This window comes from Hyphomicrobium zavarzinii ATCC 27496 (assembly GCF_000383415.1).
Lineage (GTDB): Bacteria > Pseudomonadota > Alphaproteobacteria > Rhizobiales > Hyphomicrobiaceae > Hyphomicrobium_C > Hyphomicrobium_C zavarzinii.
The window spans coordinates 255,602-270,757 of sequence record NZ_KB911257.1; the positions used below are offsets into that span (position 1 = coordinate 255,602).

Below are 15,156 nucleotides of genomic sequence, written 5' to 3' on the forward strand. Positions count from 1 at the left end.
ATTACGCGAGGGCGCGCACCCTATTTGCCTGCCCTCGCACCTTCCTTGAACGACGATCGGACTCCTAGCCGATGAGCGCTCCTCCTCCCGTCTCCGCGAGCCCTCGGTCCCCCGGCGTGATCGACAGCTTCAAGCGTTTCTTCGCCGAGCGCCGCGGCACACAGTTGGCGGCAACGCCGGGCTGGAGCCTCGCCATCTCCCTGGTGCTGGCGATCGTCGTGCTTCCCATCGCCGCCGTCCTCTATATTGCGGCGACGCCTGCCAGTAACGACTGGCCACATCTTCTCCAATCCGTGCTGCCGCACGCCCTTCAGCAGACCCTTCTGCTGGCCGCAGGCACCGGCCTGCTCACGCTGGTCATCGGCACGGGCACGGCCTGGCTCGTCACCATGTACCGCTTTCCCGGGCGCGCGCTGCTCGACCGGCTCCTAGTGCTCCCGCTCGCGATCCCAACCTACATCGTCGCCTACTGCTACGCAGAGCTTCTCGACTACGCCGGCCCCGTGCAGTCCGCGCTGCGGGCGACATTCGGATGGACATCGCCACGCGACTACTGGTTTCCCGGCATTCGCTCGCTTGGCGGGGGCATTCTGGTGATGTCGGCTGTGCTTTATCCCTACGTCTATCTCGCCGCCCGCGCGAGCTTCATCCAGCAATCCGTGTGTGCGCTCGAAGTTGCCCGCACGCTCGGACGCTCACCCTTGGGAACTTTCCGCGCGGTGGCGCTGCCGCTCTCGCGGCCGGCTCTTGTGGCGGGCGTGGCGCTGGTGCTGATGGAGAGCCTGAGCGATCTCGGCGCGGTTCAGCACCTCGGCATCGAGACTCTGTCGGCGGCCATCTATTCGACTTGGCTGCAGCGCTCCAACCTCGGGGGCGCCGCGCAGATCGCCACCGTCATGCTCGGGCTCATCGTGGTGCTCCTCGCCGTCGAGCGCTTCGCCCGCGGGGGCGCCAAGGTTCATCATACGACCGGACGTTACCGGGCCATTCCCTTCCAGGACATCGACGGGTGGCGCGGCTATGTGGCAGCGCTCTGCTGCTCGCTGCCGTTCATCGCGGGCTTCGTCGTGCCGTTCGCCTTACTCTTGCGCTTCGCGCTCGGGCATGCCGGCGTCGCCATCGAGGGCGGCTACCTGCGCGCGACGTGGAACAGCTTCTTCCTCGCCACCCTGGCCGCAGCCGCAACGGTAACGCTCGCGCTTCTCATCAGTTACGGGCCGCGCGTCGCGCGCAACACCATCTCGCGCCTCGGCGCGCGCATCGCGGGCTTCGGCTACGCCCTCCCGGGAACCGTGCTCGCCATTGGCGTGCTGATCCCGCTCGCCGCGCTCGACAACAGCATCGACGCGCTGGCACGCAGCCTGTTCGGCGTCTCGACGGGGCTCATCATCTCGGGGTCCGTGGTGGCGCTCGTCTATGCCTATGTCATCCGTTTTCTGGCGGTGGCGGTAGGCGGCATCGAAGCGGGGCTCGAGCGCATCTCGCCCAACCTGGATGCTGCCGCGCGCACGCTCGGGGAGAGCGCGGGCTCGGCATTGTGGCGCATCCATCTTCCGCTACTGGTGCCCGCACTCGGGGCTGCCGCGCTTCTCGTGTTCGTCGACGCCCTCAAGGAATTGCCCGCGACGCTGCTGCTGCGTCCTTTCAACTTCGAAACGCTGGCCACGCATGTGTATGCCTTTGCCGCGCTCGAGCAGATCGAAAGCGGCGCGCTCGGAGCGCTGACGATCGTGCTGACGGGCCTCGTTCCCCTGATCGTGCTTCACCACGCCATCGCGAGCGGACGGGCGGGCGGCAGCGGCTCCTGACGCGGCGGTGACGACAGAAAAAGCCCCGGGATCGAGGATCCCGGGGCTTGGATTTTGGAAGGCTCGGCAGCCTGCGGCTACTTCTGGATACCTTCGACCTCGAGCGTCAGCTCGACCTCCTTGGAGGCCGGCCCGAGATTGAAGTTGATGCCGTAGTCGGCGAGCGTGAGCTTGGTGGTTCCGGTGAAGCCCGCGCGGTTGCCGCCCCACGGGTCGGCGCCGCCGCCGACATAGGCCGCATCGATCGTGACCGGCTTGGTCACGCCGCGCAGCGTGAGATCGCCGGTGATCTTGGCCTTGCCGTCTCCGGCGGGAGCGACAGACGTGCTGACGAAGGTGGCCTTCGGGAATTTCGTGACGTCGAGGAAGTCGGCGTTGCGCAGATGCTTGTCGCGCTCGGCATGATTGGAGTTCACACTCGCGGTATCGATCTCGACGCTCACCTTGGAGGTTTCCGGCGCCTTCTCGTCATAGGAGAACGTTCCCGAGAACTGATCGAAGCGGCCGACCAGCCAGCTAAATCCCAGATGCTTGATGCGGAAATTGATCGAGGCGTGCGCGTTCTTGGTGTCGATCGTGTAGTCGGCCGCCGTAGCCTGTCCGGGCAGCAGGAGAGCCGCCATCATTGCCAGCGGTGCGAGACGAACCATCATTGAAACTGTCCTTTCTGGTGGAAGATCTAAGATTTGCGCGGACCGGACCACATGCGCGAAAGCGTGCGGTCCCGGTCGACAAAATGGTGCTTCAAGGCCCCAGCCGCGTGAGCGGCTGCAAGCGCGATCGTGAAGTAGGCGAGATAGGCGTGGACGACGCCGGCGGTATCCTCCAGCCCCTTGTTCTCGCCAGGCGAGGGCACACTGAAGAGGCCGAAGACATCGATGGGCCGGCCATCGGCGGTCGAGATCAGATACCCGCTCACCATCAGGGCGAGCAGGAGCGGATAGAACCCTCGATGCACGATGCGGGATGCCGTCTTCTCGAAGTCGGTGAAGCCCTCGTCCGACGGCTTCACGTTCGCGAGGCGCCAGCCGAACCGCACCGCGAGCGCGATGAGCAGCAGAATGCCGACGCCTTTGTGAATGCTGGGAGCCGTGTGGTAGTAGGGGCTGTAGTAGTCGAGATCGACCATCCAGAGACCGAGGCCGAACATGGCGAAGATAGCGATCGCCATGAGCCAATGAATTAGACGGCTCACGAGGCCGTATCCGGCCAGCGTGTCACGGATGAACATGTCAGTCCCCTCGATCTCCCAACGCCTGCGTTAGATAAAGCGCGCAAACGCCATTTCAATGATGGGACAAACCCGGATAGGTGCGAGCAGGGAAACAATCCGGTGCGACGGCGGCGACAGAGCGCCTCAAAAGGAAAACGGCCGCGAGCAGGCTGCTCGCGGCCGCTGATCATGATGCCCGCCGATAACGGTCCTCAGAATCCGAAATAGAGACGGATGCCGGGGCGGCGATAGTATCGCGGATAATAGTAGGGGGAATAGCCGCCGTAGTAATAGGGCCGGTAGGGCCTATAGAAGCGCGGGCCGTAATAATGGCGATGGTGCCATCTGCGGTAATGCCGGTGCTTCCAGCGACGATGGACCTGCTCAACGGAGCTGTCTGCAGTAGCCGCTATTTTGGCCACTCCAGCAGCGGTGCCGGCAGTCATGGCCTGGGCAGGGGCAGTCGCGGAAAAGAGCACCGCTCCGACTCCCAACAAGGCCATGGCGATGAGGCTTCGCATGGCTGTTTCCTTTCTGCAGTTGATCCCCAGCGTACTTCGCGGATCTTACGCACCTACGAGCCCAACACATGCGCTCGTAATTTGACGACCACGGAACAACCCGAGGCCGGCTCAGTGTGCGCGGGCAACAATCCGCATCGGGAGGCTGTGGCCTGTCGATCATCAACGACGATCGCGGACGCACATACCACACGATAGTAGGCCACCATTGTCCCAACGCCTCCCGATATCGCCTTTGCGCAAGATCAAGTGCAGCAGGACTATGGTCATCTCCTTATGATGTAGAACTCTTTGGCAAGAGATCAATTCTCACTTGCTCAGTATTGCGCTGCGGAATGAAGATTCTCTATCCTACGTCTGAACAATTGTTGGTTAGAACACGTATGAGCCTATGACCCGAGAGCGTTGGGCTCAGGCCACTTGTGCCTCGACGGGACGTGCGCTTGGCCCCGGCACAAATGCGGTGACCGGCTTCTTAAGCTCAACGATGAGATTGTCGTCGAACAACGACATCCAGTTCATCCAGCGGAACTCGTAGCCGATGCTCGCGGCCAGCGCCTTGAGGGAGCGGGGCGTGAAATAGTTGACGTGGTCGGGAAAGCGGAAGCCGCACCACTGTGAGCCCATGATAAAGCGGTTGGCCGAGTTGTAGTTTGGCGAGCGCAGCAGGATCGTGCCGCCCGGTTTCAAACGCTTGAAAGCGCGTTCGAGAATAAGCCGCGGCTGTGCCTCGTGCTCGAGATAGCTGCGCATCAGAATGGCGTCGAAGAAGTTTTCCTCGAAGCGCTCGATGCCGCTGGTGGCAGGCTCATGATAGACGGTGCCGCCGCGAGCCTCGAAAATGGGCCTGGCCTTCTGGCTCAGGCCCTCGCTGATCTCGATGCCGTAGGGGGTCGGTCCGTCGGGAATGCGGGTGGAGCCTCCGCAGCCGATCTCCAGCACACGGCCTTCCGGCCCGACGGCGCGCTCGTGGCGGGCGCGATCAATCACCTTGCCGAGCTTCAGGCGAAAGCGCGTCAGCGCGTCGAAGCGAGCGAGCTTGTTCTTTTTCCGCCGCTCCTTCTCCTCCGCGTGCTGCTTCTCCCACGCGTAGGTGACCGAAAGGTCCTCATAGTCCGGCACGAGGCCGAGATAGACGAAGCCGCAGGAGTTGCAGGCAACCACTGGCCATGGGCTACGCGTATACTTGTGCACGACCGTCGCGCCGGTCTGCTGGCAGACCTCGCACGTCGGCCGCTCGTGCGACCTCAATTCCGACATGTAAAACCCCTCGAAGGGGTACACGCCTCCGTTCGGCGGCGCGCGGCCCCGTTGATTAGCTCCTGAACGGGGCCGAGGTTACCGGGCGAGCCCGGTGAGTTCAAGAAATGGCGCTCCTGACGTAGGGGGCATCTGCGTACACAGACAGCCGCCACACGGAAAAAGGGCGAACTCTCGTTCGCCCTTTCCCTATGCCGGTCGATGCCCCTGCCCCGCTTAGAGCGGGATGTTGTCGTGCTTCTTCCAGGGGTTCTCGAGGGTCTTGTTGCGCAGCATATTGAGCGCGCGGCAGATACGCCGGCGGGTGCCGTGCGGCAGGATCACCTCGTCGATGTAGCCGCGCTCGGCGGCCACGAACGGATTGGCGAAGCGCTTCTGGTACTCGTCGATGCGGGCCTGGATCTTGACCGGGTCGCCGAGGTCGGCGCGATAGAGGATCTCGGCTGCGCCCTTCGCGCCCATGACCGCGATCTCGGCTGAGGGCCAGGCGTAGTTCACGTCGCCGCGGATGTGCTTCGAGCTCATCACGTCGTAAGCGCCGCCGTAGGCCTTGCGGGTAATGAGCGTCACCTTCGGCACGGTGGCCTCGGCGTAGGCGAACAGCAGCTTGGCGCCATGCTTGATGAGCCCGCCGTACTCCTGCGCGGTGCCCGGCAGGAAGCCCGGCACGTCGACGAAGGTCACGATCGGAATCTCGAAGCAATCGCAGAAGCGCACGAAGCGGGCAGCCTTGCGCGAGGCATCGCTGTCGAGCACGCCTGCGAGCACCATCGGCTGGTTCGCGACGATGCCGATCGTGCGGCCTTCCATGCGCGCGAAGCCGGTTACGATGTTCTTGGCGTAGGCTTCCTGGATCTCGAAGAAGTCCGCTTCGTCCACGACCTTCAGGATCAGCTCCTTCATGTCGTAAGGCTTGTTCGGGTTGTCGGGGATCAGCGTATCGAGCGAATAGTCCGGCCGGTCGGGGCTGTCGGAGGTTGGCAGCGCGGGCACGCCGGACTGGTTGTTGGACGGCAGGAAGTCGAACAGCCGGCGCATCTGCAAGAGCGCCTCGACGTCGTTCTCATAAGCACGATCGGCGATGGACGACTTGGTGGTGTGGACCTTGGCGCCGCCGAGCTCCTCGGCCGTCACGGTCTCGTTGGTCACGGTCTTCACGACGTCAGGACCCGTCACGAACATGTAGCTCGTGTCCTTCACCATGAAGATGAAGTCCGTCATCGCGGGCGAGTAGACGTCGCCGCCCGCGCAGGGGCCCATGATGACGGAGATCTGCGGGATCACGCCCGAGGCGAGCACGTTGCGCTGGAACACTTCGCCGTAGCCGCCGAGCGCGTCGACGCCTTCCTGAATGCGCGCGCCGCCGGCATCAAACACGCCGATGATGGGCGCGCGGTTCTTGAGCGCCATGTCCTGGATCTTGGTGATCTTGCGGGCGTGCGTCTCGGAGAGCGAGCCGCCCATCACCGTGAAGTCCTTGGCGAAGACGTAGACCACGCGGCCGTTGATGGTGCCCCATCCGGTAACGACGCCGTCGCCCGGAACCTTGGTCTTCTCCATGCCGAACTCGGTGCAGCGATGCTCGACGAAGGTGTCGAACTCCTCGAAGGAGTTCTCGTCCATCAAGAGCTCGATGCGCTCGCGGGCGGTCAGCTTGCCGCGCTTGTGCTGGGCGTCGATGCGGGCGATTCCGCCACCCAGACGGGCGTTATCGCGCCGGCGCTCAAGCTCCTCGATGACTTCCTTCATTGAGACGTTCCCCGTATGTAAATGTCCGGTGACAGGATGTGGTTGGGCGTGGGATAGCACAGCCCCCGGCGGCCAGCCAATGGACGTATGCGACCTCGCGGCTCGTTCGGAAGCCAGAGAGTTGCAACAACGAGCAAGGAGACCTTCCGTGGCGAAAGCAATCCATATGATGGTGCGTGTGCTCGAGGAAGCCCGGAGCGTCGCCTTCTACTCCCAGGTTTTCGGGCTCTCGGTCGCCCAGCGGGTGGACTTCGCCGACTTCACGCTCATTTACCTTAGCAACCCGGAAGCCGACTTCGAGGTGGAGCTCACGGTCAACAAGGGCCGCACGGAGCCCTACGATCTCGGCAACGGCTATGGGCATCTGGCGTTCGTGGTCGACAATCTCGAGGCGGAGCATACCCGGATCGCTGGCCTTGGGTATTCTCCCAAAGATATCAAACAGATGACCCATGAGGGGAAGCCGTTCGGCCGGTTCTTCTTCATCGAGGATCCGGACGGCTACAAGATCGAGGTGCTCGAGAAGGGCGGCCGGTTCAAGTAGGCAGCGGGCAGCGGGCAGCGGGCAGCGGGCAGCGGGCAGCGGGCAGCGGAAGTGAACCTCTGCCGCGTGCCTTTCTCAAGGGGCGTGTCTCGCCCGCGGCCGGATCCGCGAAGCACGGCTTCACCATCACCCGGGATCCGCCGTTTTCGGGCGACCGGGCAGTCTCTCCCATGATCGCCGCGGCGGAGGCCGGGTTTGGAAGCGCCGCGTGCGCGGCTCACGCGGCGTTTCGGCAGGCGCAAAGCGCAAGCTCCGCATCAGCAAATGCCAGTAACTCTTTGACTCATCGTATCGTTTCATGCCTTTCGCTTGCCGATGCAGCTCATACTGACTCGTCTGGTGCCAGGGGCCTGAATCGTCTCGTGCCCACCAGGGATGTCAGAGGGAAGCCGTGCACCATCTCGTGCCGAAGGCATCAAACGTTGCAGGGGCGGCACATCATACTGTGCCGGTGCCGGCCAAGGCTCCTGGCGGGGTCCTCTCATCCCTCGCCTGCCCACGCAGCGGCGTATCCTGCCCGGCGCTTGCGGCTCTGTTCGGATCGCTCGCGCCCTCCGGAGACGAGGCGCAAGCGTGGGTCCAGTCGCTGGCCCCCTGCGGCCATTGCCGGGTTGCGTTCGAAAGCGGCCGGGATGCGCTGCGCCACCTCCGCCTCGGACAACGGGAGCGGGAGGTTCTGCTCGCTGCTTCGGCTGGCGGCGTGTTCGTCGTGACGGAGCCCGGGATGTCGCGCTCGCTTAGCGCGGCCCGGCGGCGGGCTGCCTTGTCGCTCGGAAAAGCCGGTCTCGTGGCGCCCGTGGCCATGCCAAAGGGAGAGGGGCCGCCCGGCGTTCTCCGCCCTGCACGCGCCACGGTGGCCCTGACAGAGCTGGGACGCTACGTGATGGCGGCCTATGGGCGGTTCCTGAAAGAGGGCAAGCCCGTGCGGTGGACGCGCCCTTCACGCCGGATTGCCCTTCCGGGGCGCGATCCCTCGCTGCTACGGGACGAGGCCATGGCGCGCACCCACAGCGCGCTTCGCGACACGCTGGACGAGCTCAAAGGCGTGCTGATCGCCGCCATCGCCCGGCCGCAGAAAAATCCGGACTTGCTCGACAGCGTCACCCGCCATCTCGAGCGCAAAGCCACGCTGCTCCGCGCGGTGCTCGAGCCCGCCCGGATCGACGCCGGCGCGGCCCTCAAATCCAGCGCCTGAGGGTTGCAGACGCGGGTCAGCTCCCCGCTTGAATAGCGACGCTTCCATCCCATATCTGTTGCATATCAGAGATCCGGAGCCTGAAAGGGGCCGGAGGGCGGAGATCCAACAGGATGCCGCCGCGTTTAAGGAAGAAGAAGGTCGCTTATCGAAAGGGCTTTCGTGTCCATGAGCAGGTTATCTGTGCTGTCCAACCCGCTATTGCTGGGGTTCGAGGAGATCGAACGTCTCATCGATCGTACCGGCAAGGGTGGAAATGAGGGTTACCCCCCTTACAACATCGAACGTGTAGGCGCTGCTGACGGAGCGAGGGAAAAGCTCCGCATCACAATCGCGCTCGCCGGGTTCACACGCGATCAGCTCGAGATTGTCGTCGAGGACAATCAGCTCACCGTGCGCGGACGCCAACAGGATGACAAATCCCGCGAGTATCTCTATCGCGGAATCGCAACGCGGCAGTTTACCCGGACCTTTGTCCTGGCCGACGGCATCGAAGTGCAGTCCGCGGAGCTCTCGAACGGGCTCTTGGCTATCGACCTCGTCCGACACGAGCCCCACCGGCTCGTAAGAAAGATCGAGATCGGTGCCGGAAAGGATTGATGCGGCGTTTCGACGCGAAGCCAAAGCCGGGACGTTTGATTCGCCTCAGCTAGGTGCCCGTCCGCTACAGCCAAGCTTCTAGAATCGTAAGATCATGGTCTCGGTGGCGAAGGATTTTGACCGCCTGCCTCGTTACCATGACGTTGGAATGCCTCGAGAGAGGAGGAGTTGCGTCATGAAGGAGAATACCTCTAAGCGGCGTCGCGCTTCGCGGCCTGCTGTAGCCCCGGTAATGAGCGAGATCGAGCTGGCCAGGCTCGGTGGCGGACAGGTGGCTTACATCAAAACCCTGTCCTCCGACGAAGCGCTCCGTATGTTTCCCGCGATCGAAGATCTGCCTCGCGGCATCAACCTCTTTGCCTTGCATGCCGCCGACGGCACGCCGATCGCGCTGACCGATACACGGCAAGCGGCTCTCAGCCACGCCATGGATGGCGAGCTCGAGATCGCCAGTTTGCACTGAACGACCCTGCGAGCGTCAGGCCACCCGGCCTGACGCCTTTTCATCGTTTTGGATCACGCAACTCCAATAACAACTTGGGCGGGCCTTGCGGAGCAAGGCTCGCCCTTTGTCGTTCGAGCTTCTCTCGTGGAGTTGGGGCGGACTAGCCCTTGGCCTTGCAGGCGTCGAGCTGCTGCTTCCTCTTCTGAAGCTGCACTTTCCACTGGTCGGGGCCGACGCCGCCGCACCACGCGACATGCGCCTTCAGATCCGGGCTCCACTCGGGACCGGTAAAGCCGCATTTCAACGCTACGTTTTCCTGCTGCTGCTGAATCGCGAGCTTGCCATAGGTGTCGCAATTGGCCTGCGCGCTTGCGCCGGACGCGAGCCCCGCCACGCCCACGAGCGCCGTGAGGCAAGCTGCTGCTGAGAGACGCGGTGTGAGCATAGTCCTACCAATCCCCTTCTCTGCCGATCCTCGTGCAGGATCGTTCCTATCCCTAGAACACCCCTCATGAACCCGGCCTGAATGTGAACCGAGGCGGCAGGAAAATTCAACTCGTTTGGCGCGTCGGAAACGTGGCAGCCGGTGGCGCGGCTCATAACATCCGCACACGCCGTAGCTTTTTCTGAGCGGAGACGGGGGAAGTGGGGAGGCGCGGGGCCTCAAGCCGTCATGCGGGCGGCGATCTCGTTCATCGCGGCCTGCGTCGCGGGCGACCACTCGGCAGCGTTCGAGGCGATCAGATTGGCCTCAGACCGCAGCACAACGCCGTCGTCCAGAACGCGCAAGCCGTTGGCGGCCAGGGTGGTGCCGGTGGTGGTGATGTCGACGATCAACTCGGCGGTGCCCGCCGCGGGCGTGCCTTCCGTCGCGCCGAGGCTCTCTACGATGCGATAGTCGGAGAGCCCCTTGGCGGCGAAGAAGCGCCGCGTGATGTTCAAGTACTTGGTCGCGACGCGATACCAGCGGCCGTGCGCGCGCCGGAAAGGCAACGCGATCTCAGCGAGGTCGGCCATGGTGCGGACGTCGATCCAGCAATCCGGCACGGCCACCACGACATCGGCGCGGCCGAAGCCGAGCTTCTTCAGGAACGTGACGCGGGAAGCGGCATCCGACATCTGCTCGCTCACGAGATCCTCGCCTGTGACGCCGAGATGCACACGGCCGGTCTTCAGATACCAGGCGATCTCTGATGCCGAGATGAAGGCCACCTCGATGTCGGGAAAGCCCACCACCTCGCCGCGATAGCCGCGCTCGTTTCCGGTCTTGCGCAACGTGAGGCCGGCGGCCGCGAAGGCTTCCGCGGTCTGCTCCATGAGGCGCCCTTTGGAGGGCACGCCCAAGATCAGCTTGTCGGACATCAGGACGCGCCTCCGTTGTTGAGGGCAGCAAGGAGGCGATAGGTGTGAATGGCGGCGCCGACTGCTGGCACATCTTCGGCGGCGCCGACGGCTTTGACGAGATGATCGTAACGGCCACCGCCAGCGACCGGGCTTTTGCGGCCGAGGCTTGGGTTCACGACCTCAAACACGAAGCCGGTGTAGTATTCGAGGGCTCGGCCGAACTCCGCCGAGAACTCGGCCCGATCGAGATCGACGCCTGCGCGCGACATCAGCTCGAGCCGCCACTCGTAGGCGCCGACGGCCGCTTCGATGTTGACGCCCATCAGCGTCGCCAATTCGCGAATGCGGCGCGCGGAGGAGCGGGCGGGCGCGACGATCGCCACATAGCTTGCGATGAGCTGCGCGGTTTTCTCCGAGAGCGGATCGGATCGCGCATCAGCCACGCGGCCGAGCAGGTTCTCCGCGATCTCGGCCGTCGAGCGCAGCCCGACGGGCTCGATGCCGTTGGCTTCGAGATAGCTTGCGACGGCGGCTTCGGCGGCCGCGGGATTATCGGGATCGAGCACGTCGCGCAGCGCTTTTGGAATCTGCGCGGAGGCGGCGCCGGGCTCCAGCGTCAGGCGCCTCAGCTCGGCCTTGAAGGCTTCCGGATGCCAGAACAGGTGCATGAGGCGCTGGCGCCAGCGCGACGGCATGTCCGCCGCCTTCAGAATGGCGCGGAGCAGGCCGAGGTCGCCGAAGCGAAGCGTGTAGTTGGTGAGGCCCGCCGCATCGAGGCCGGCCACGATGGTCGCGACGATCTCAGCCTCCGCGCGCTCGCGATTGGCTTCGCCGAACGCCTCGATGCCGGTCTGACGGAACTCGCGCGTGTGAGCGTGGCCGCTGCCCTGCGGCTGAAAGCGGAAGGCCGGACCGTTGTAGCTGTATTTGGCGGCGACGTTGCCCTCTGGATGGCGCTCGATATGGAGACGGCAGGTCGGCACCGTCAGGTCTGGACGCATGCACAGCTCGTCACCGTCCGGATCGGTGAAAACGTAGGTGCGCGCCCGCAGCGTCTCGCCCACCACATCGAGAAAGACGCCGGCGGGCTGGATGATGGCGGGTGAGACAGCTTCGAAGCCTGCCCGCGTGAACACGGAGAGCAGGGTCTGCGAGCTGGCCTCCAGCGCCTCGAAATGTTTCGCCGTCTCAGCGGGCATCGGATCTCGTCGGGTTCGTCGTTTTTGGTTTGTCCCCGGAAGGGGAAAGGCGGGCGTCAGAGGAGAGCTACATGGTAAAGATGATCATCCCCTTGCACCCTGACATAGGGCGTCCTGCATTTCGCTGACAGGGGCAATGTTGTTCGCGAGAGAGGGTTAGGGGTCCGGAGGTAGAGGCGCACTGTGATCCGTCAATCCCCCACGCGCCTGCAGCTAGCCGTGTCTGGCCAAGATTTCCCGGACCGCCTCGACCAAGTTGGCTTCGGGCACGGAAACCTGGGCAGGACGGGCCTCCTTCCATTCCTTGTTGTCCTTGATGGCGGCGGCTGCTTTGGCGCCCTCGATCAGGTCTTTCAGGATGACCTGCCCGGCCTCACGCTCGGTCGAGCCCTGGATGACGGCGACCGGGGCGCCGCGCTTGTCGGCGTATTCGAGCTGGCGGCCGAACTTCTTCGGATTGCCGAGATAGAGCTCGGCGCGGATGTTCGCCTCGCGGAGCGTCTGCACCATCTTCTGGTAGGCCGGGATCTGGTCCTTATCCATGACCGTGACTACGACCGGTCCCAGCGCTGGTGGGGGCGCGCGGCCGATCAGGTTCAGAGCAGCCTGGAGGCGCGAGACGCCGATGGAGAAGCCGGTGGCCGGAACCTTCTGGCCGGTGAAGCGGGCGACGAGATCGTCGTAACGGCCGCCGCCGCCGACGGAGCCGAAGCGGACGGGGTTGCCCTTCTCGTCCTTTGCCGGGATCAGAAGCTCCGCCTCGAAGACGGGGCCGGTGTAGTATTCGAGACCGCGGACGACGGAGGGATCGATGGCAATGCGTCCGTCGCCATAGCCGGCCGCGGAGACGAGCGACCAGATCGTCTGCAGCTCGCCGAGGCCCTGTTTCCCGATCTCGCTGTTGCCAAAACGCTGGCCTAACTGGGCGAGCTTGTCCTCGACGTTGCTGTGGGCCTCGAAGATCGAGGTGACTGTGACGATGGCGGCCGTGTCGAGCTCGGCGCCCTTCGTGAAGTCGCCGCTCTCATCCTTGCGGCCAGGGCCGAGCAGAGCCTTCACGCCGTCGATGCCGAGGCGGTCGAATTTGTCGAGCGCACGCATGACGGTCAGCCAACGGGCGTTGCTCGCTTCGTCCGTCAGGCCTACGACCTCGCGCAGGCCATCCAGCACCTTGCGGTTGTTGACTTTCACCACGTACTGGCCGCGCGGGATGCCGAGCGCTTCGAGCGTGTCGGCGGCGAGCATGCACATCTCGGCGTCGGCCGCGACGCTCTCGGCCCCAACCGTATCGGCGTCGAACTGCGTGAACTGGCGGAAGCGGCCGGGGCCCGGCTTCTCGTTTCGGAACACGGAGCCGGTGGCATAGCGGCGGAACGGCTTAGGCATATCCTGGAAGTTCTCGGCGACGTAGCGGGCCAGCGGCGCGGTCAAGTCATAGCGCAGAGAAAGCCACTGCTCGTCTTCGTCTTGAAAAGAAAAGACGCCCTCATTCGGACGGTCGCTGTCGGGCAGGAACTTGCCCAGCGCGTCCGTGTACTCGAACGCCGGGGTCTCGAGCGGCTCGAAGCCGTAGCGCTCGTAGACGGTGCGGATAGTCTCCAGCATGGCCTGCGTCTGGCGCAGCTCCGCCGGGCCGATGTCGCGCATGCCTTTGGGAAGGCGCGCCGTCGGCCGTCTGGGAGCGTCTTTGTCGTTCTTGGCCATGCGTCGGTTCTTTGCTTCGAGAGTTGCTGATGCGCAGGAAAATGCCGATTTCAGCGCGTGGCGCCTTATAGCGGACAGGGCGGGCGGGGAAAAGGTTACCAGAGGGCCGCAGGCAAGCGGGCTTCCGAAGCGGGCGCGAAGCCGCTACATAGGGTCCTGTCTCAACGTGCTTGCTTAAGCAGACCCTCTTCCCCCAGACGTCATGCTGGCGGAGGCCAGCCTCCAGCTTCGTCTCGTGGAGGCAACCGGCGTTCTCCTCCGGACGTGCTCTGGATCCCGGCCTACGCCGGGATGACGAAGAAAACAGCGGCGTTGGAGTTATTTGAAGCGAAGGCGATGACACTGGTTTTGGATCAGACACCACGTCAGAGCGGAGCAGAGGCGAGCGCCACGGCTCCCTTCAAGCCGACGCTTGCCGGCATGAGCCGCGAGCGGCTGCGGGAGGCGCTGGCGGCTGCCGGGGTGCCCGAGAAGCAGCTCCGCATGCGCGTGATCCAGCTCTGGCGCTGGCTTTACATCACCGGCGCGACGTCGTTTGACCAGATGACGGACGTCTCGAAGGATCTGCGCGGGGAGCTCGAGGCCCGCTACACGCTGGACCGTCCCGAGATCGTGGCCGAGCAGGTCTCCGTGGACGGCACGCGCAAGTGGCTGCTCCGGCTGCCCAGGCGCGGACACGAGGCCCGCGCGCCCGAGATCGAGACCGTCTACATCCCGGAGAGCGACCGGGGCACGCTCTGTATCTCGTCGCAGGTGGGCTGCACGCTGACCTGCAGCTTCTGCCACACCGGCACGCAGCGGCTCGTGCGCAATCTCGAAGCGGCCGAGATCGTCGGCCAGATCCTGCTGGCACGCGACCGCATCGGCGACTGGCCGGGTGCCGCACGCCCGGACGACACCGGCCTTCTGCCGGCTGGCGAACGCAAGATCACCAATGTCGTGCTGATGGGCATGGGCGAGCCGCTCTACAATTTCGACAATGTGCGGGAGGCGATGGACATCGCCTCCGACGGAGAAGGCATCTCGCTCTCCAAGCGGCGCATCACGCTTTCGACCTCCGGCGTCGTGCCCGAAATCGCCCGCTGGGGCGAGCTTTCCGGAACCATGCTCGCGATCTCGCTGCATGCGACGCGCGACGAGCTTCGCGACGAGCTGGTGCCGATCAACAAGAAGTATCCGATCAAGGAGCTTCTGGACGCCTGCCGCAGCTATCCCGGCGCCTCCAACGCCAAGCGCATCACCTTTGAATACGTGATGCTGAAGGACGTGAACGACAGCCCGGCCGATGCCAAGGCCCTGGTGAAGCTGCTGGCGGGCATTCCCGCCAAGATCAATCTCATCCCGTTCAATCCCTGGCCGGGCTCGCGCTACGAGTGCTCGGACTGGGAGACCATCGAGCGCTTCGCGGACATCGTGAACAAGGCGGGCTATGCGAGCCCCGTGCGCACCCCGCGCGGGCGCGACATCCTCGCTGCCTGCGGCCAGCTCAAGAGCGAAAGCGTGAAGCTCAGGGCGCGAGATCGGCAAGCCGCCGAGACGACGCCGGAGCCCTCCGCCGGAACGGGAGCCTGAGC

The 15,156-nt window shown here is 64.4% G+C and carries 15 protein-coding genes; 6 read left to right on the forward strand and 9 right to left on the reverse strand.

The features are described from left to right. The first annotated feature begins 71 nt into the window (after nucleotides 1–71). Nucleotides 72–1,808 (forward strand): ABC transporter permease, encoded by a 1,737-nt coding sequence (locus F812_RS0109110; RefSeq protein WP_083929137.1) that lies wholly within the window; start codon nucleotides 72–74, stop codon nucleotides 1,806–1,808. Between the two features lie 77 nt (nucleotides 1,809–1,885). On the opposite strand, the gene F812_RS0109115 is transcribed toward F812_RS0109110, so the two are convergent. The 5 genes from F812_RS0109115 to F812_RS0109130 form a co-directional block, all read right to left on the reverse strand. Then, nucleotides 1,886–2,461: a YceI family protein gene (locus F812_RS0109115; protein ID WP_020085664.1), complete on the reverse strand. Its 576-nt coding sequence runs from the start codon at nucleotides 2,459–2,461 to the stop codon at nucleotides 1,886–1,888. 26 nt (nucleotides 2,462–2,487) lie between these two features. Beyond that, nucleotides 2,488–3,039, reverse strand: a complete 552-nt coding sequence (locus F812_RS0109120) for a cytochrome b (protein WP_020085665.1) — start codon at nucleotides 3,037–3,039, stop codon at nucleotides 2,488–2,490. 194 nt (nucleotides 3,040–3,233) lie between these two features. Further along, nucleotides 3,234–3,542, reverse strand: a complete 309-nt coding sequence (locus F812_RS26485; protein WP_156827338.1) for a hypothetical protein — start codon at nucleotides 3,540–3,542, stop codon at nucleotides 3,234–3,236. A gap of 411 nt (nucleotides 3,543–3,953) precedes the next feature. After that, nucleotides 3,954–4,802: a class I SAM-dependent methyltransferase gene (locus F812_RS0109125; RefSeq protein ID WP_020085666.1), complete on the reverse strand. Its 849-nt coding sequence runs from the start codon at nucleotides 4,800–4,802 to the stop codon at nucleotides 3,954–3,956. Nucleotides 4,803–5,018: 216 nt separating this feature from the next. Beyond that, nucleotides 5,019–6,551 (reverse strand): acyl-CoA carboxylase subunit beta, encoded by a 1,533-nt coding sequence (locus tag F812_RS0109130; RefSeq protein WP_020085667.1) that lies wholly within the window; start codon nucleotides 6,549–6,551, stop codon nucleotides 5,019–5,021. 148 nt (nucleotides 6,552–6,699) lie between these two features. On the opposite strand from F812_RS0109130, the gene F812_RS0109135 reads away from it, so the two are divergent. From F812_RS0109135 to F812_RS0109150, 4 genes are all read left to right on the forward strand, one after another. Continuing rightward, nucleotides 6,700–7,095 (forward strand): VOC family protein, encoded by a 396-nt coding sequence (locus tag F812_RS0109135; protein WP_026867982.1) that lies wholly within the window; start codon nucleotides 6,700–6,702, stop codon nucleotides 7,093–7,095. 391 nt (nucleotides 7,096–7,486) lie between these two features. Next, entirely contained in the window at nucleotides 7,487–8,290 is an 804-nt protein-coding gene (locus F812_RS0109140) for a hypothetical protein (protein WP_156827339.1), read from the forward strand. Nucleotides 8,291–8,458: 168 nt separating this feature from the next. Further along, nucleotides 8,459–8,890, forward strand: coding sequence for an Hsp20 family protein (locus tag F812_RS0109145; protein ID WP_026867983.1), 432 nt, complete (start codon nucleotides 8,459–8,461; stop codon nucleotides 8,888–8,890). Nucleotides 8,891–9,122: 232 nt separating this feature from the next. Further along, nucleotides 9,123–9,353 (forward strand): BQ00720 family protein, encoded by a 231-nt coding sequence (locus F812_RS0109150; protein WP_020085671.1) that lies wholly within the window; start codon nucleotides 9,123–9,125, stop codon nucleotides 9,351–9,353. 142 nt (nucleotides 9,354–9,495) lie between these two features. On the opposite strand, the gene F812_RS0109155 is transcribed toward F812_RS0109150, so the two are convergent. The 4 genes from F812_RS0109155 to hisS form a co-directional block, all read right to left on the reverse strand. Beyond that, nucleotides 9,496–9,780: a hypothetical protein gene (locus F812_RS0109155; RefSeq protein ID WP_020085672.1), complete on the reverse strand. Its 285-nt coding sequence runs from the start codon at nucleotides 9,778–9,780 to the stop codon at nucleotides 9,496–9,498. 218 nt (nucleotides 9,781–9,998) lie between these two features. Continuing rightward, nucleotides 9,999–10,697, reverse strand: a complete 699-nt coding sequence (gene hisG, locus F812_RS0109160; RefSeq protein ID WP_020085673.1) for an ATP phosphoribosyltransferase — start codon at nucleotides 10,695–10,697, stop codon at nucleotides 9,999–10,001. After that, nucleotides 10,697–11,878: an ATP phosphoribosyltransferase regulatory subunit gene (locus F812_RS0109165; protein ID WP_020085674.1), complete on the reverse strand. Its 1,182-nt coding sequence runs from the start codon at nucleotides 11,876–11,878 to the stop codon at nucleotides 10,697–10,699. Before F812_RS0109165 ends, hisG begins: the two co-directional genes overlap by 1 nt. Before the next feature lie 213 nt (nucleotides 11,879–12,091). Then, entirely contained in the window at nucleotides 12,092–13,582 is a 1,491-nt protein-coding gene (gene hisS / locus F812_RS0109170; protein WP_020085675.1) for a histidine--tRNA ligase, read from the reverse strand. Nucleotides 13,583–13,918: 336 nt separating this feature from the next. Here hisS and rlmN point away from each other — a divergent pair, with 336 nt between their 5' ends. Continuing rightward, a complete protein-coding gene (gene rlmN / locus F812_RS0109175; RefSeq protein WP_051113805.1) occupies nucleotides 13,919–15,154 on the forward strand; it encodes a dual-specificity RNA methyltransferase RlmN in 1,236 nt (411 codons plus the stop codon). The last annotated feature ends 2 nt before the right edge of the window (nucleotides 15,155–15,156 follow it).

What these genes read in the sequence shown, in the direction of transcription:
- F812_RS0109110 (WP_083929137.1), top strand. Translation starts at nt 72, where the DNA reads ATGAGCGCTCCTCCTCCCGTCTCCGCGAGCCCTCGGTCCCCCGGCGTG.
- F812_RS0109115 (WP_020085664.1), bottom strand. Translation starts at nt 2,461, where the DNA reads ATGATGGTTCGTCTCGCACCGCTGGCAATGATGGCGGCTCTCCTGCTG.
- F812_RS0109120 (WP_020085665.1), bottom strand. Translation starts at nt 3,039, where the DNA reads ATGTTCATCCGTGACACGCTGGCCGGATACGGCCTCGTGAGCCGTCTA.
- F812_RS26485 (WP_156827338.1), bottom strand. Translation starts at nt 3,542, where the DNA reads ATGCGAAGCCTCATCGCCATGGCCTTGTTGGGAGTCGGAGCGGTGCTC.
- F812_RS0109125 (WP_020085666.1), bottom strand. Translation starts at nt 4,802, where the DNA reads ATGTCGGAATTGAGGTCGCACGAGCGGCCGACGTGCGAGGTCTGCCAG.
- F812_RS0109130 (WP_020085667.1), bottom strand. Translation starts at nt 6,551, where the DNA reads ATGAAGGAAGTCATCGAGGAGCTTGAGCGCCGGCGCGATAACGCCCGT.
- F812_RS0109145 (WP_026867983.1), top strand. Translation starts at nt 8,459, where the DNA reads ATGAGCAGGTTATCTGTGCTGTCCAACCCGCTATTGCTGGGGTTCGAG.
- F812_RS0109150 (WP_020085671.1), top strand. Translation starts at nt 9,123, where the DNA reads ATGAGCGAGATCGAGCTGGCCAGGCTCGGTGGCGGACAGGTGGCTTAC.
- F812_RS0109155 (WP_020085672.1), bottom strand. Translation starts at nt 9,780, where the DNA reads ATGCTCACACCGCGTCTCTCAGCAGCAGCTTGCCTCACGGCGCTCGTG.
- hisG (WP_020085673.1), bottom strand. Translation starts at nt 10,697, where the DNA reads ATGTCCGACAAGCTGATCTTGGGCGTGCCCTCCAAAGGGCGCCTCATG.
- F812_RS0109165 (WP_020085674.1), bottom strand. Translation starts at nt 11,878, where the DNA reads ATGCCCGCTGAGACGGCGAAACATTTCGAGGCGCTGGAGGCCAGCTCG.
- hisS (WP_020085675.1), bottom strand. Translation starts at nt 13,582, where the DNA reads ATGGCCAAGAACGACAAAGACGCTCCCAGACGGCCGACGGCGCGCCTT.
- rlmN (WP_051113805.1), top strand. Translation starts at nt 13,919, where the DNA reads ATGACACTGGTTTTGGATCAGACACCACGTCAGAGCGGAGCAGAGGCG.